This is a genomic window from Dapis brunnea BLCC-M229 (assembly GCF_050015995.1).
Classification (GTDB): Bacteria; Cyanobacteriota; Cyanobacteriia; order Cyanobacteriales; family Microcoleaceae; genus Trichodesmium.
Map to the genome: position 1 here is coordinate 1 of NZ_JBNHEP010000226.1, position 16776 is coordinate 16776.

Genomic DNA, 16776 nt, shown 5'->3' on the forward strand with positions numbered 1-16776 from the left:
GTTAATTGATTATAACTTAAATCAAGCCGAGTTAAATTAGAGAGTTGACTGATTAATTCCGGGATACTTGTTAATTGATTATAACTTAAATCAAGCCGAGTTAAATTGGAGAGTTGACTGATTGATTCTGGAATACTTGTTAATTGATTACCACTTAAGTCTAATATTTCTAGCTGCTCTAATTCCCAAACATCACCAGGAATTTCAGCTAATTTTGCATCATTTTTACTAGAATAACTACCACTTAAATCTAATTTATTAAGCTTTTTCTCTTTAGCTTCTTTTATTCTTTCTTGAAAAAGCAGTGGTATCTGATTCTGTCGCTTTTTTTTAGGAAGATTCATAGCTCTATAAAATAATTTTTACGATTATTCTACAAGCTATACCTACAAACGCAAACCTCTATTTTCCGTAACCATTCGTCTGAAAAACAATAGACATCTTCAGAAAAAGAAAAGTAGGTAGACAAAACCAAGAATTTCGTTTATGTTTGTTTTTAGGTAACTTTCTTAAAATTATCATATTTAGGCAAACTTAACTATTGTCCAACAGTTGAAAAAAAAATCATGGGTACTAAACAAGCATCTATTTTATTAGGTATCTCCCGTCAACGTTTATTAGTTTTACTCGCTCAAGGAAGAGTGAAAGGAGCCAAAAAAAATGGTAGATTCTGGGAAATTCCAGTTTCAAGGAGCGGTATGCCTAGAATAATTCCAGCTCGGCGCGGTCCGAAAGGTATATGGCGCAAGCAACAATCTACCAAACCAAAAATGATTCATGTTAATCAAAGCAAAATCAAAGGTAATTTTGGTAAACCTCCCGAACAACTTGAACCTGTATTGTCAGTTAAGGATGGCGAACGCAACGATTATGGTTATGACTTATATATTCCCGGTCCTTGCCAAATCGTCTATCGACCTTACCAACCAGCAGATTGTGGCGCTCATCTGTGGATTAATACTTATGAGCCAGTGCAATTTATAGATACTCAATCCAATCCAGCTACTGCAAGGCAACCCAGCAAACAAATTTACATATAGTCTAGTTTCAAAAGCACTCTTAATCATCACAAAAAAATATTTATTCGCTTTGAGCAGCTCAACTGACAATAACTTCAGCTAATTTATCCTGTTTGTTTTTGGGAAATCATCACAGTATAAAGGTAGAAAATTTTGATTTTCCTGCTTCTACTAGAATAAAATCTATCCATATTCAATTTTTAACTTCTGACTTCTGACTTCAAAGTTCTTGTTGGGTTTCGGTTCCTCAACCCAACCTACAATTTTTAACTTCTAACTTCTGACTTCTAACTTCAAAATTATGCCCGATCGCTCACCTAAAAATAACTGGTACCAAGACCTAAACCTAGAAGAAAAATCTAAATGGTATGGTCAAATAGCAAATGCTTACAACAAAAGTAGACCTCGTTATCCTGAAAAATTAGTCAAACGTGCTATAGAAATAGCTCGACTTTCTACCGATGCCAAAATTTTTGAAATAGGTTCTGCCACCGGAACAGCAACAACTACCTTTGCCGAACTGGGTTTTTCTCTGGTGTGCGTCGAACCCAATGCAGCATTTTATCAAATACTCCTGAGAAACTGCGCTCCTTATGAAAAAGTGAAAATCATCAACACTACCTTTGAGGAATGGGAATTAGAAAAAAATCAGTTTGATGCGGTACTTGCTGCTACTTCTTTTCACTGGATATCCTCCGAAGTTGCTTGTGTCAAAACTGCTGAAACATTAAAAACTGATGGATATTTAATATTGCTCTGGAATACTCCACCCCAACCAACTCAAGAAATTTATCAGAAATTATTAGACCCAATTTATCAAACCTACGCACCAGATATAAAAGGATATGAAGCGATCACTACTCATCAAAAAAATATTAGGGGTCTGGGAAATAAAGTTATCGACTCTGGTAAGTTTCAAAACTTGGTTTCGGAAGAATTAATATGTGAAGTAACTTATGAAGTTGATGATTATATAGAACTTTTAAGCACCTTATCGCCCTACATCGCAATCGATTCAGAACAACGTCATACTCTATTTGCAAATTTGAGGATAACTTTGCACAATTATTATGGAGATACTATTAACCTTTCTTACTTATCTGCGCTTCAGATTGCTCAGAAGGTCTAATACCAATTTAATCAAAGAATTTTACCAAAAAAGTGGGTCTAAAGCCTCGCTCATAAGCGGGCGACTTTTTATAGATGAAAATAGTAATAAGTATGCTATCATATTATTAGTTTAGATCGGAATTATGAAAGCTAGATTTAAGTATCGTATTTATCCAACACCGGGACAAAAATACCGATTAGCCAAGCTATTTGGTTGTGTCCGTGTGGTTTGGAATGATAGTCTAGTTTGCTGCCAAGAAAAGTATACTTCAGGAGAACAGAAACCCATTAATTCTGAGCTACAAAAGCTTTTTATTACTCAAATAAAAAAACTGAAAATAGAGAGTGATTATCAGAAGTTTCTGCTATACCATTGCAGCAATCTTTAAATGATTTAAACCAGGCTTATCAAAACTTTTTTAAATCGACTAAAGGTCAGAGAAAAGGTAAACCTGTTAAACCTCCTAAATTCATGCATTAGAAAGTCAAAGCAAACTGCTAGGTTTACAAAGGGAGGGTTTAAAGTTGGTCAACACAAAGTCAATAAGAGCAAAAATTGGTGGGAGGCAAAAATTAAATATAAAATTATAATTTATTAGGAGTTAAAATATAGGAAATTAATGAATAATTTCCTATATCTATACCACTCTATATATTATATTTATCTGCAGTTAATTCCACTGGGATTAATCTACTTTTATCTATATATAATATAGCGTTTATCAGGCTAATGAGGTACACCTAATATTTATTTCTCTTGTATTCCCTGTTCCCTGTTCCCTGTTCCCTGTTCCCTAAAACAAACGAATTTTGTACCTTACAAGTGTGGGAATTGCTATAGTTTAATATTTAAACTACTAACCAAGATGAAAGGTCTCTTTGAATCAAATCTTGTAGCTTGAGAATATCTTCACGGTAGAAGTCAGTTAATAGTTGACGTTCTTCTGAAGAAAGAGGTTTGAGTTCTTTTCCTCCTGAATTTAAATTGACTAAGCTAGAGCGTAATTTTTGTCGCATTTCCAGAGGCATTACCACCTTTAAAACAGATGAAACTGCTGCTCTTACAGGATTTTTAGTTTTGATTAAATTATTCAGAGATTGGTTCTTCGGAACTGCAGCAACTTGTTGACGCTCAGAAGTATCTGGAGTAAAGTCACTATTTACTCCAATAAATTGATACATATCCTGCATCATTGCCGAGGAATCTTCAGACAAGTCATTATACAGATAAATTTTTACTCTTTCTTTACCAAAAGTATCAAAATAATACTTGAGTGGAGTATAGTAAAATCCTTTTTTAAGAGTGAAAGAAGTATCAGCACGAAATTTAACTTGTTCAGTTAAAGAATGAACTTTTTCTACATTTATTGAATCACGAAGGTGCATTAAATAGTCAGAATAAGCTCTATCTACTGGATTTCTGAGTATAGCTATCATTTTGACATCAGGAACATATTTAATAATTCTTTCAGATGAGGATTTATAATGAAAAAGATAATTAGGAGATACTTCACCAATAGCAATTTCATCCTGAACATTATTAAAAAGGTTGGAGTATTTTTCCCAAGTATCAATTCTTTTTGGATTTGGTTTCCCTTGAAAATTTTCCCAATCTCTCTCCAAAAAGTTTGTTTCTTTGACAGGACTCATATAAACTTGGGGATGCTGGTTTAAATATTGATAAATTGATGTAGTTCCGGCTTTCTCTATGCCTACAACTAAAAAATTTGGTAACTTCATTATATTTCTCCTAATATTTCTCCTAAGTTTAACTGATTCACCTTCTTGAAAACTAGACACGCGCTAGACATTTGCCATCGGTGAGGTACAAATGATTCATTGCTCACCCGTTTCAATGGGTACTTGCACAGAAAGTTGATGTTCGGCCCACAAACTATGGGGAGCGGATTCCCTCAAGGGCTTTCCGACCTTGAAAAAGTTGAGTCCTTGGGATACGATGTAGTTTAATAAAACTAGCAACTCATCGCCAATGACTCCAATAATGTTTGTTGACATCCTCCGGTCTCAACAAACATTTGGGGATTTTTTCTAACAATTTTAAGGCTCTACGACCAATTACTAAAGCAGCAGCAGTGCCACTGTTTAGACCGTATTTAGCCATATAATTAACCATTCCTATCACGGTAGTAAAAGCGGGATTGACTTTGATTAATTCAACTCCAAATCTTCTACAACATGACAATATAGCTTCTCTAAACATCCCTGTAGACAAGTTGGAAAGCATCTGATTATAAACTTTACTTTCCTCGCTCCGAGCAATGGATTTTTTCTTACTAAAATCTAGAGGCTCAATGGCAATAGCACATTCAGAAAAATCTGCTAATTTGAAAATTTGAGCGACAATATTCCTCATAGTTGCTTGTCGTTGCCCAGTAGTTTTATTTTTCCATTGGTAAGGTATTTCTTCTAAATATTCAATGTTGCCATCCCACTTAACATAAGTAACTGAAATCTCCTCAACATTAAAATCAATACCTATACAACCATTTTTTCTAGTATGAACTACTGGAATTTCTTGTACATAAGTAGAAAGATGTACATACCAATTATCCTGTTTATCCTCCCTGCGAAAAATAGAAATTGTGATTGGTTTTAAACTATTTATAGCATAATCTAAATTTGAGCTTCTAGATCGACCATTCCTATCTGAAACAGAAAATTATAACTGTATTTTCTGACCATGTTTATCCTGTAATGGTCTAGGTAGTTGAACTTGTAGTTGATACAATCCATCCTCTTGTAATAGGAAAACTTTCATCATAGTTCCACCGCCTGACTAAGATTTTCCCATGTTTTTCTTCTTTAGACCTCTTGCAAAAGTTTTAATTATATCAATTCAAGATCTAAAATCAACAATTTCATCTCCCTCCATACCTATTCCCTATTCCCTATTCCCTGACTTCTGCAAGAAGTCTTTTATTTATTCCTACGGAACCAGAATTACTACTTCCTACTTCCTATTACCAGTTAAGTGCTCCCAGTTAAGTGTTCCCTAAAACCAGGGAATTTTGTATCTCACGCTTTTTGGGAATTGCTATATATATAGTAGTAGTCATATTTTTGTTGTGAATAAAATCTCTTGGAATTAGGAAGCAACCATAATAATTTCAGAGTTTTGATGTATTTGGGGATTTTTGACAAATTTTAGATACAGGTTGCATCTTGGCAATTTATAACTATTTCTTAATTTCTGGTAATTCCGAAGTTGATTGAAAAAAATATGTCATAAAACAAATAAATTAGACGCTATAAATGAACTATTTTTAGAGTTGCTTGTTTGATTTTTTTTTATGCTGTTTGAGTTTCTTTTCAATTTTTTTGATCAGGGGTTTTGACTCTAAGAGAAAACCAGTGGGTTCATCATCATCATTTTCCTCTAGATATAATTCTAGGGTTTCTGATTGAGATTTATCCGTTTGCTCTTGCAGCTTTTTATCCAAGTTTAGTAAAATTTCCGATTGTGCTAATAGTAAATCATGTAAATCTATCAATCTCAAGCTGCCATTAGATAAAACTATAATTATAGGTTCATAAACATACTGTTTTGGCCTATTCAGTGCGGTGAGAGCTGCCGCATTAATTTGAAAATTTTCAGAAAGAACTAGAGGAGGAGTGCTGAGAAAATCTAACAATTTACGCACAGGACATCTATAATAAAGTTTTTTCTTTTCAGGTAATTTTATATATTCCAGGAATCTGATTTGGGAAATCATACCCAACATTTGGGTACTTTGAGTAATAATAACTCCCGGTAATTCTGGTTGTAGTCTAAATTTTTCAGCTACTATCTGTCCTAAAGTACCAGAATTAACTTGGAAATCGTGGGAAGGCAAGTTTCCAATAGTAGAATTAAGTGTAAGCTGAGTTAAGTTAATCATTGAAACTAATCAGGAATAAGCTATATGAAAAATATTTTATGAGGATATGTTAGCTTGGATTAATTTACGGTTAGATTCAACAATCTAAAATCTAATCGGTGTTTGATGATTGCACAAACAATACTCTTTGTCCTGCTCCGGAATAGTATTATGGCCATTTCATACAAGACAACTAGGGAAATGCCCAGTTTTCCACCTGCAAAACCAAGCTTAACTTTGCCTTTAAATACACTTGAGCTATTAAGTCAGTTATTACAACAGACATCTCAAGGTCTAGAAACGATAGTCATTACAGAAGATATATTTGCCACCACTCAATACCTGATGTTCCCAGGGGTAAAGTTCACAGCAGTTATTTCAAAGGAGTTTAATGGACTTTTGTGGGGCAAAATAGTTAAGGAGTTATCAAACAATCAAATCCAGAGAAGAGAACAAAAACAAAAAAATTATAATTTCCAATCTAACTCTTTTAGCTTTCCCTTGAAAAGGGGAAATGTGGAAAATTTACAATTCAATGTGGGTTTAACTTTTGACCCAAAAGCAATTCAAGTTTTTTTATACCAAATTATTAATCGATTAGAGAAAGACAAAAGTCAATCAATAATTATATCTCAACTGAAATCTAGAATAAATAATCTCAAAGTTAATAATGCTAATCTTCAGAGCGAATTCACCTTAAAATTACTTAAACTATTGACTTCTAGCGAAAATATAGATTCTATTTTACAGCTAGAAAATTCTAAAAAAAATAAACAAAAAAAAGATTATTCTGATCTATCAAATTTACTATCAATAAATGATTCAATAGTTAATATTCATGGCATATATACTCCTAATAATGAATTAGTCACAAAAACTAATTTACTACAAAATAATCAATTATCATCATCAGATTCAGGGCTGAATAATCAACATTATCCATCAGTATGTAAACCTATTGAGACAGCTCTACACCAACAAATAGAACAAGAAAAACTCCTAAATCAAGTTACAACTAAAATTCGCCAAACTTTAGAATTACCAGAAATTTTATCAACTGCTGTGGAACAGGTAAGAAACTTTCTCAAAGTTGAGAGATTATTGATTTACCAATTTAATCATCCTTTATTCTTAACAAATAATATTACAGTAGTAAATCAAGAAAAAGGCTCGGTAAAGTATGAAGCTTTGGCATCCAATGAAATTTATTCTGTATTAGGTTTAAGTGAGGCAGAAAACTGCTTTTTTCCTCCTAATAGTTCTATAATTAAATATAGTAAAAGCTCTGTTCATGCCATACCTGATGTCGAAATAGCTTATGCTAAATTTCCTTGTCTACTAGAATTGATGCGACAACATCACATCAAAGCAAAATTAGTAGTACCAATTATAGTCGATGAAAAATTGTGGGGATTATTAATTGCCCATCAAAGTTCTGAGCGAGATTGGCAAGACAATGAAAAGAGATTTTTCAAAGAAATTGCAGAACATCTAGCGATCGCTATTTATCAAGTTCAATTATATGCAGAATTGCAAAGGCAAAAACAAACTTTAGAAAAACGTGTAGTTGAGCGAACACAAGACCTTTATGATGCACTTCAAAGTGCAGAATCAGCTAATCGTGCTAAGAGTGAATTTTTAGCGACAATGAGCCATGAATTACGCACCCCTCTGACCTGTGTTATTGGTATTTCTTCAACTCTTTTGCAGTGGTCTTATGGTAATAGGGGAGCAAAAATTATGCCAATACAAAAGCAAAGAACTTATTTACAAACAATCCATGATAGTGGTGAACATCTCCTGGAGTTAATCAATGATATTCTAGATTTATCTCAAGTAGAAGCAGGCAAAACAGTCTTGAAAATTAGTGAATTTTCTTTATCTAAACTCAGTTATGAACTTTGGCAAAATTTTAGAGAAAAAGCTGAACAAAATGAAGTAAAACTAATTTTTGAACAGGATGTAAATCCAGATTTAGATAGATTTACGGCTGACCAAAGAAGAATTAAACAAATTCTATTTAATCTTCTCAGCAATGCAATTAAATTTACTCCTAGTGGCGGAAATGTTAGACTTAAAGTAATGAGAGATCAAGAAACAGCAATTTTTCAAGTAGAAGATACTGGCATGGGAATTTCTGAAGAGCAACAACCACTATTATTTAAGAAATTTCAACAACTAGATTCTCCTTATAATCGTCAACAAGGTGGTACTGGTTTAGGTCTAGCTTTAACCAAGCAATTAGTTGAACTTCATAGTGGAATTATTGAAGTAGAATCTACTGTAAATATTGGCTCTACTTTTACAGTTAAACTGCCAGCACAACCACTCAAATTAGCAAATGAAAAACTTAAACAAAAAGGAGAAAGTACATCAAATATTTTATCCTTACAAGGTACAGTAGTATTGATTGAACAAGAAGAAGATATTGCCACAATCATTTGTGATATTTTGACAGCAGCAGGATTAAAAGTTGTGTGGATAATAGAAGGTTCTACTGCTGTGGAGCAAATTATTTTGTTGCAGCCTGTTGCTGTAATTTTAGATATGCACTTGCCAGGAATTGATAGTGTAGATATTATTCAGCAGTTATGCACAACAAGCAGCACTAAAAATATTAAAATTTTGGCATTAACTAATTTTAATACTGAAATAAATCGAGAATCTTATTATGCTGCAGGTGTGGATGAATGTTTGACTAAACCAATTAATCTCGAATATTTATTGAGTAAAATGATAGCATTAATAACTAATTAAAAAAAAGTTAGAAGACAGAATAAAACAGATATAATTCAGCGGAGTTTACAGAAGTAAAAATGTTTTAATATACAGACTTCCACCGATTAATTATCAATTAATAGAAGCCATGAGGGAGAGAGAAAAAAACAGACTAAAAGCTATTTGTAAGTACAATAAAATAGCCCTAAAATTATCAATATTAATTACTACAAATTACTACAAAATAATTATTTAATTATGATTAATAAACATTCTAATCTACTATTACCAAAAGGTTTAATAGTTTCTTGTCAAGCTCCCACTAACTCCCCTTTACATCATCCAGAAGTTATTGCTGCAATGGCACAAGCATCTATAAATCAAGGTGCGGTGGGAATTAGAATAGATACCCCATCCCATATTCGGGCAGTGCGACAGAGAATTACTCAGCCCATTATTGGTTTGTGGAAGCAACAAATACCAGGATATGAAGTTTATATTACCCCTCGTTTTTCCGATGCAGTAGCGATCGCCGAAGCTGGAGCAGATATTATTGCTATTGATGCTACTCTCAGAGAACGTCCTGGGGGAGAAACTTTAGGGACATTAATTTCCCAAATTCATCAAGAGTTAGGAAAAGCTGTAATGGCAGATGTAGATACTATACAAGCAGCAAAACTAGCAGCAGCAACAGGTGCGGATTTTGTTGCGACTACTCTGTATGGTTATACTGAGCTAACAAAAACAGAAATTCCCCCTGGTTTTCAACTATTAAAACAGATAGTAGAAAATTTAGCAACGCCAGCAATTTGTGAAGGGGGTATTGCTTCTCCAACAATGGCAAAAAAAGCTATGAATTTAGGAGCTTATGCTGTTGTTGTAGGAACTGATATTACAGGAATTGATAGTAAAGTTAAAGCCTACAAAATTGAGATAACTTCTTAAAAGGTATATTTATAGCGATTTTCACATAGATATACAAAAGTGGGTATTCGCAACTTCAAAGTATATTTCTATTCCCTATTCCCTATTCCTTACTCCGCAATAATTTTGTAGTCTAGTTAAATTAAAAATGCTGTAACTAATAGACCTAATACCATTTCTCAAAAAGAATGCTATACCCGATCGGGTGGGGAAGTGTGGGGAGTGTGGGGAGTGTGGGGAGGAGTAAACATAAGAATAATAAACATTAACTGGGCTATTTTTAGCAAAAAAGTGATTTTCCCTGTATTAATTACTTAATAACTGAAGTGCGACATAAGTATAGCAATGCTTTTGGGAATTGGTATAATACCAATTATCCAAAACTTTGTTATACTTGGATTTTATATTTATAAATACTATCTATTGACGTGATATAAGTCTTTAATAATATTTGTTATAGAGACTAGCAAAAAGTACCCTTCGTTCCTATGAATAAATTTTACTCCCCCTCCTCAAAAAATATGGTCATTGGCCAATAGAATTATTAGATAGTCAGACACTATCTGAGTACCTATTAGAACTAACTCATCTCTCATATACTACTCATAACCATCATCAAACAGTCATTAATGCCTTACTAAACTTTGCAGTAAATTCCAACTACATAAAAACAAATCCTATTAGACAATTACCAAAGCGAAAACCAGAGCGAAATAGGGATGAACATAATACTGACCAGGTTATCCATTATAGTTATTTAACTTAAGAATGAGACATTAAGCTACACAATAATTACGGATAATTTCATCTAAATATTTATGCGCAGGAGCATACATTCTGGCTCTCTTTAATGCAGGTTTTTCATGTTCAATATCATTTAAATCAGGAGAATATTTGGAGAGAAATATTACTTTATGCCCTGCCTCTTCTAACATTTCTCGTTCTTACATTTTTGCGGTGGATTGGAGCATTATCCATGATTAAGACTGAGACAATTTCTAATGATGGTAACAAATATGCATGATAACCATCCTTCAAACCCTTCTGCATTCAAAAGAACTGTGAATATCATTGGGGCTATTAAGTCATGGATTTCTTTTTCTTCTCCCTCCTACTAGATTTTCTCTTTTTCCTCGAATTCCAAAGTTGCTCTCCATAAATTTTATTCCCTCTTTTTGACTGAGCATAAATACAAGTACTTACCTCTTCAAATCCTGATTCATAAATATATACGCTTACTGTTACTTCCATATATTTTTATTAATTATCCCATGGTTCTATAATACTTTATTCTTTCTTCTCTATTTCTTTCTTGATAACGAAGTTCTTTTTTTTTTCTAGTTATTTTCATTTTTTTCAAGGCAGTCCAGATTGCCGTTGTACTAACTTCAAATTTTTCTGCTATGAGTTTTAATTTTACTTCCGGATTTTCCTTTATATATTTTTCTAATTCTTTCGAGTCTAGTTTTCTGTAACGATACTTGACCTTTGTGGCTTCAAGCTTTTTCCTATCTAACCATCTATATATGGACGCTCTTCCTCCAAGCAAATACTTTTGCTGCTTTGGTTATCTTCCCACCACTTTCTATGTAATCTATTATCTTTTGTCTTAAGTCTAAGCTATAAGTCATTCTTTAAACTACCCTCAATTCTATTTGAGAATTTTACTTCATTTTTGTCTCATCCTTAAGTTAAACGACTATATCTAATTAAACAAATGCTACCCGATTTGATATCCTACCAGATTTGATAAATTTTTGCTACAGGTGGTTGGGCTACTGTTTAGAAGTCAGGAGTCAGTCGGACTGAGTTAGGAGAAATAAAATTTAAGCATTTTTTGTCTTCATCCTCTATTTTTAGTCAAAGAAACATTAAAATAAAACCATTTTTACCCAAGCTTATTTATAACATTCTTTTTTCACCCTTGGTCTAATGATTTGATCGTAGTTTAAGAGATTTTATTTTCTGTAAAACTTCCTCTCAGAAAAAGTTTATTTTTGTTAAAATCTTTAGTAACTATTCACTTTTAGTTAATGTAAAAATGTCGTGAACTATACTACGAACTATGAGCCAAAAATATATAATGAATAATTGGTAATTCACCACAGAAAAAATACACACAAAAAGTGGTTAATCTTCCGGAGGAAAAGCAGGGTGCAAAGAAAAATAAAGATAAAACACTCATGCAGTAACAATGGCTCAAGATTTTGGTTTATATTCTAAATTTCCCCCTGTTGCCAGAACCCCTGGGCAACAAACTAGCTCAAAACATCATCGCTTGGTACAAGCATTCATAATGATGCTAGTGATTACCAACTTGATTGGAATCAATGCTTATCGTATAGTCCAATTACAATTAGTTCAGGGAGAATATAACCGGGAACGTGCAGAAAACAACCGCATTCGCCTAATGCCAGTAGCAGCAAGTCGTGGCACAATTTATGATCGCAAAGGCAGAATATTAGCAAGTAACCGTCTCTCTCGCTCTGTATATTTATGGCCTCAAGAATACTCAGCCACAAAATGGTTGGAGGTGGCAACGGAACTTAGTCCAATTTTAGATATTCCAGCTACTGATATTATCAACAAATTAGAGGCAACTGGCTATAACTCGCCCTTACCAGTCAGAATTACCTCAAATATCGATCGCACTACTTTCGTAGCATTAGCAGAAAAAACTGGTGAGACAAGAGGGGTAGAAGTTCGTACCGAAAATATTCGCCACTATCCTAATGGTAGTTTAGCAGCTCATTTGCTTGGATACACTGGTGAAGCAACCAAAGAAGAATTGATCGCTAACCCCAAATACCCAATGGGAATGATCGTGGGGAAAATGGGAATCGAACGTTCAGCAAATTCTGCATTGGAAGGGGTTTGGGGTAATCGTTTGATTGAAGTTGATGCTAAAGGTAAAGAAATTCAAGAGTTGGGAGTAGAAAACCCCACTCCAGGCAAACCAGTAAAATTAACCATCGATATTGATATCCAAAAAGCTGCAGAAAAAGCCCTGGGAAATCGCCTGGGTGCTGCAGTTGCCATTAATCCTAAAACAGGGGAAGTATTAGCAATGGCAAGCGGACCTACATTTAACCCCAGTATATTCGCAGGCCAAATAACAAGGGAAAAATGGCAACGTCTCCAAGGTGCAACCAAACCTTTTTTGAATCGCGCTCTTCAGGGTTATCCGCCAGGAAGCACTTTCAAAGCTGTTACTTCTGTGGCAGCACTCCAGTCTGGCAAGTATTCTCCTAACTCTAAAGTGGGAACTTACAATGCTGTGACTATTGGTGGTATCACCTTTAACGAACATAGTGGCGGTTATGGAGTAATTGGTTTTCGGGATGCTTTAGCTTACAGTAGCAATACATTTTACTATCAAGTGGGTGTAAAAACTGGTCCTGAACAAATTTCTAAGTGGGGGCGAGAGTTAGGTATTGGTGGCAGTATTGACTTAAAACTATTCGGACTAGATGGTAATCATGGTCAAATCCCTACTCCCAAGGAAAAAGAAGAAATGTATGGGGAAGCTTGGCATATTGCTGATATTGTTACCATGGGAATAGGTCAGGGTTTGGTATTAGTCACACCTTTAGAATCTTCAGTGATGGTAAGTACGATCGCTAATGGTGGGTATCGAGTGCAGCCTCATTTATTGGCTTCTCAAACTAATACTGCTGCTACTAAATCAATCAAGACTGGGTTAAAACCTTCAACTATTAATACAGTGCGAGAAGGATTAATTGATGTAGTCAGGAAGGGTACTGCTCGGTGGTTAAATGATGGTACTATTCCATTATCTGGGGGTAAGACAGGTACAGTGGAACTTCCAGGGCAACCTGATAATGCAATGTATATAGGTTTTGCACCTGCTTATAATCCTGAAATTGCTGTAGCGGTTGCAGTTGAAGGTGGTGGTTACGGTTCGGTAGGAGCTGCTCCCATTGCCAAAGCAATTTTTGATACCTATTTTGCTAATAAAGGAAAATAGTAAATCATACCAAAGCAACTTGGGGAGTTTACCTGATACAGATGATATCAGTTCTCCCTTAGTAACCTACTAGACTTAGCTAAATATATACCTGTTAAAACTACAAAAAAAGCAGCCCAGTTAATAATCCCTAATCTCTCTCGAAAAATAAACCAAGCAAGAATGGCTGCAATAAAAGGCTCTAGCAACAGAAATATTGAGACAAATCCCGACGACAATTTATTGAGGGTGTAAGTTACAATTTCGTGCTGACAAACCAATTGCCCTAATAATATTGCAGCCATCGATCCATCAACTGTAGGAGATTCTGTACCTCCAAAACCAACAGTTAAATCCACGTTAAGAAAATTCCAATCTTTGCCCTTATAGTAAAGAGTCGATGGGGGTTCAACATGTTTTAATTCATAGACTATATCCTTTTGTTTAAACTTATCCCAAAAATACAATGGTTTCTCTGGATTAGTAGGAGCAGGAAAAGGAAATTTTATGGATTTTAGTCTCTCGCTCAGAGTTCTAAATTTATCTAAGTAATTGCTATCTATAGTTTCCAAAATAATCCTATCATTTGAGTTTGTTTCCATAGCAGCTAACCTCTAATGTATATTTACTGTATATTTACAAATTGGTTCTAGCATATAAAACTTAATATTGATTTTTAAAATCTACTCCTACATTCTAAATAAATCTGAAACCACTGGAATTAATATTATCAAAACTACTAAATTTTTAATATGGATTACGAAACCGGCCGTCAATTTCTCATTGACCAAGGAACTGCCCTAGAAACCAAAATTAACCCAGATGCTTTTCTCATGCGTCTCGACCAAGGCAAACCTCCCATTCCCGGTCAAGTAACTAATATTTTGTTAGCTCTAAAAATTTCTTTTGAAACATTACAAGGCGACCCCCTTCTAGACCGAGAATTAGTTGCTGGATTATATTTATTAGCAATGGAAAGCCTGAAATTATTTGAAGCAGGTAGACGAAAAAGAGTTATGTGGCCACCACTTTTAAAAGAAGATATCGAACGAATTACAATTGCAGTGAAAAATATCTTTTCTAGAGTTTTGTCTGAAGCAAAATAATACTTCATCGGTAAGCATTCAGCTATTAGCGGTCAGCTCTCAGTTTTTTAATGAATGAAGCAAGGATTCATTATTATAATATGGTACTCGCAAAAGTGGTGCATAGTAGAATTTGTATTTTTCCAAATATTTTTAACCAACACCATTTAAGCGAGTTTTACCAAATCATCAAATTTGCCCAATTTTTTACTCAATAAATTACAGTATAGACAGCTATCTATGAACTTTCCGCTTAGTTTTATTATGCCAATAAGCAGTCATAATTTTAGGATTTGGCAACCCATTAACACAGACAACTCGTAATCCCCGCAGTACATCTATAAACCTACTATAAGGAGTTCTGCGTAAATTTTTATCGGTCAAAGTATAAGTCACAGCTCCATAACTAAATTGTCTACTTCCATAAACTATAGCAACTTTAATCATGGGTAAACTAATAGCACGTTGTTGTTGTCGGCGCTCTAAATGATTAGTATCTTTAGGATTATGTACTGCGGAAATAGAACCTAATTTTTCAATGTTTAGGTCATTTTGAAGTAATAGACTGAGTTGGTGGTTCATATTCATTATCCTTGTTCAGTAAATTTACTAAGAAAATCACAAGCAAAAATTTAACCATAGTTGAATTTAATTTGGGTCTAGAAATAGACTAATTTTTCTGCAAAAAACACACAATAGATGGAACAGCTTATTAAAATCTCTAGAGGCAGAGGTAACTGTTCCTGATAATGTTCTAAATAAATTTTCAGAGGAGTGAAAAATAAATCCCGATAAAACCTACAAATAGAATAAATAGACTTTTTTATCCTTTAATGGGCAAAAGGATTAATTTATTTTTCTTCAGAAATACTTAGACTACTCAATCCAGCTTAACAAAGATGGCAAAAGCATACAAAAGTGGTAAATCATGCTACACCCTGTAGTTGCCAAAAATCGGCCACTCATTGTTGCCACTGGTGCCAATATTTCATAACTTCATCTGGTTCAAATCAAGTGGCGATTGTTTCTTGGGGAGTGGTAACTATTAGTAAAGTGTTGTTAGGTCTGAGGCCATATTGACGATTAATTGCCCCAGAATAAGCTGCCAGTTGTAACGGTTCGTCAGCAAGAGGTTTGATTCTATTAGCAGATTTGAATTCAATGATGCACGGGATATTGTAGAAACTGGCAACACAGTCCACCCTACCGGAATAACCTTCATAGTAATGGAAAACATGGCCTTCTAGGAGTTTAATTTTGTGAATGTTTTCTAAGAAAGGTAAAATTTTATCCCAATATGTTTCGATAGTGGAGAGACAGGATATAGGTTGATTTTGGAGATAGTTTTGGATTTGTTGATAGATAAGAATGCCACGAGTAAAATAATTAAAATTAAAGGTTTTCCAAGAGATAAAAAAGCGAGTGCGTAATTCTGGGGTCTCCCCAGAATGTAAGACGCACTCAAGAAAGTGACATAAATTTTTTTCGTGAGACTAGGGCAAAATTCTCTGAAAAACAAAAATTTACTGGGGATAAAGCCTATGTGGGAGAATCAGCGATAAAAACACCTAAAAAAAAGCCCAAAAATCAAGAATTAACCAGCCAGGAAAAGTCTCAACCAGGAAGACCTTGCTGCTGAAAGAATAATTGAGCGAACATATAATTAGATTACTAAAAATCTTTCGGGTAGTCCAAGAAAGATTTAGACTAAATCCTGAGAAATACGCGCAAATAATTAAGACTATTTGTGGCCTTGTTAGATTACGAATAGGTAAATTTATTTTGTAGTATTAAACCAACCTTGATAGAGATGTCAATTATTAAATTAATATGGCTATTCTTGAGCTAGTTTTTAATAGTAAGTATGTATAAAACTGAGTTTAGCGTGAAAATTAACTATCTTAAGCATTTGCGTTGGCGGAGCCTAGCGGTAGCTACATCGCTTCCTGAAAGATAGTTATAGTAAGTGTTCGACTATTTTCAGAGATGTCTAATAAGTTACAGCCGTGACAGTTGTATTCTATATTAATGAAAACCGTTATAAATTAGAAACCTCTTTGATCCCAGAATTAATC

Annotated in this window: 14 protein-coding genes and 1 pseudogene; 7 read left to right on the top strand and 8 right to left on the bottom strand. The window is 34.1% G+C overall.

All coding sequences use genetic code 11. The features are described from left to right. On the bottom strand, positions 1-344 hold a 344-nt coding region (locus ACP6PM_RS25795; RefSeq protein WP_426589741.1), incomplete at its 3' end, for a leucine-rich repeat domain-containing protein. Positions 345-566: 222 nt separating this feature from the next. On the opposite strand from ACP6PM_RS25795, the gene ACP6PM_RS25800 reads away from it, so the two are divergent. The 3 genes from ACP6PM_RS25800 to ACP6PM_RS25810 all read left to right on the top strand — a co-directional run bounded on the left by ACP6PM_RS25800 (position 567) and on the right by ACP6PM_RS25810 (position 2518). Further along, positions 567-1040, top strand: a complete 474-nt coding sequence (locus ACP6PM_RS25800) for a hypothetical protein (protein ID WP_426589743.1) — start codon at positions 567-569, stop codon at positions 1038-1040. A 280-nt stretch (positions 1041-1320) separates the two neighbouring features. Further along, on the top strand, positions 1321-2148 hold the full coding sequence (locus ACP6PM_RS25805; RefSeq protein WP_426589745.1) for a class I SAM-dependent methyltransferase: 828 nt from the start codon (positions 1321-1323) through the stop codon (positions 2146-2148). Positions 2149-2272: 124 nt separating this feature from the next. Further along, entirely contained in the window at positions 2273-2518 is a 246-nt protein-coding gene (locus ACP6PM_RS25810; protein WP_426589747.1) for a helix-turn-helix domain-containing protein, read from the top strand. A gap of 460 nt (positions 2519-2978) precedes the next feature. Here the strand turns inward: ACP6PM_RS25810 and ACP6PM_RS25815 are convergent, their stop codons facing one another. From ACP6PM_RS25815 to ACP6PM_RS25825, 3 genes are all read right to left on the bottom strand, one after another. After that, entirely contained in the window at positions 2979-3869 is an 891-nt protein-coding gene (locus ACP6PM_RS25815; RefSeq protein ID WP_426589748.1) for a sulfotransferase family protein, read from the bottom strand. 241 nt (positions 3870-4110) lie between these two features. Beyond that, positions 4111-4503 carry a hypothetical protein gene (locus ACP6PM_RS25820; RefSeq protein ID WP_426589750.1) on the bottom strand — a complete coding sequence of 131 codons (393 nt, stop codon included), beginning with the start codon at positions 4501-4503 and terminating at the stop codon, positions 4111-4113. Positions 4504-5413: 910 nt separating this feature from the next. Next, complete coding sequence (locus ACP6PM_RS25825; protein ID WP_426589752.1) at positions 5414-6028, bottom strand: CBS domain-containing protein; 615 nt, start codon at positions 6026-6028, stop codon at positions 5414-5416. 150 nt (positions 6029-6178) lie between these two features. Between ACP6PM_RS25825 and ACP6PM_RS25830 the strand changes: the two genes are divergently transcribed. Then, positions 6179-8764, top strand: coding sequence for a hybrid sensor histidine kinase/response regulator (locus ACP6PM_RS25830; protein ID WP_426589754.1), 2586 nt, complete (start codon positions 6179-6181; stop codon positions 8762-8764). 219 nt (positions 8765-8983) lie between these two features. After that, complete coding sequence (locus ACP6PM_RS25835; protein ID WP_426589756.1) at positions 8984-9670, top strand: N-acetylmannosamine-6-phosphate 2-epimerase; 687 nt, start codon at positions 8984-8986, stop codon at positions 9668-9670. A 755-nt stretch (positions 9671-10425) separates the two neighbouring features. Here the strand turns inward: ACP6PM_RS25835 and ACP6PM_RS25840 are convergent. Next, positions 10426-11280: pseudogene (locus tag ACP6PM_RS25840) on the bottom strand (IS630 transposase-related protein). Positions 11281-11843: 563 nt separating this feature from the next. Between ACP6PM_RS25840 and mrdA the strand changes: the two are divergent. Next, the gene (gene mrdA, locus ACP6PM_RS25845) at positions 11844-13637 is read left to right on the top strand and encodes a penicillin-binding protein 2 (protein WP_426589757.1); all 1794 of its coding nucleotides are present in this window, start codon (positions 11844-11846) and stop codon (positions 13635-13637) included. Positions 13638-13684: 47 nt separating this feature from the next. Here the strand turns inward: mrdA and ACP6PM_RS25850 are convergent, their stop codons facing one another. Next, positions 13685-14218: an EamA family transporter gene (locus tag ACP6PM_RS25850; RefSeq protein ID WP_426589759.1), complete on the bottom strand. Its 534-nt coding sequence runs from the start codon at positions 14216-14218 to the stop codon at positions 13685-13687. A gap of 150 nt (positions 14219-14368) precedes the next feature. Between ACP6PM_RS25850 and ACP6PM_RS25855 the strand changes: the two genes are divergently transcribed. Further along, entirely contained in the window at positions 14369-14722 is a 354-nt protein-coding gene (locus tag ACP6PM_RS25855) for a Dethiobiotin synthetase (protein WP_426589761.1), read from the top strand. Between the two features lie 213 nt (positions 14723-14935). Here the strand turns inward: ACP6PM_RS25855 and ACP6PM_RS25860 are convergent, their stop codons facing one another. Then, a complete protein-coding gene (locus ACP6PM_RS25860; protein WP_426589763.1) occupies positions 14936-15283 on the bottom strand; it encodes a hypothetical protein in 348 nt (115 codons plus the stop codon). 428 nt (positions 15284-15711) lie between these two features. Continuing rightward, entirely contained in the window at positions 15712-15903 is a 192-nt protein-coding gene (locus ACP6PM_RS25865; protein WP_426589764.1) for a hypothetical protein, read from the bottom strand. Between the last annotated feature and the right edge of the window lie 873 nt (positions 15904-16776).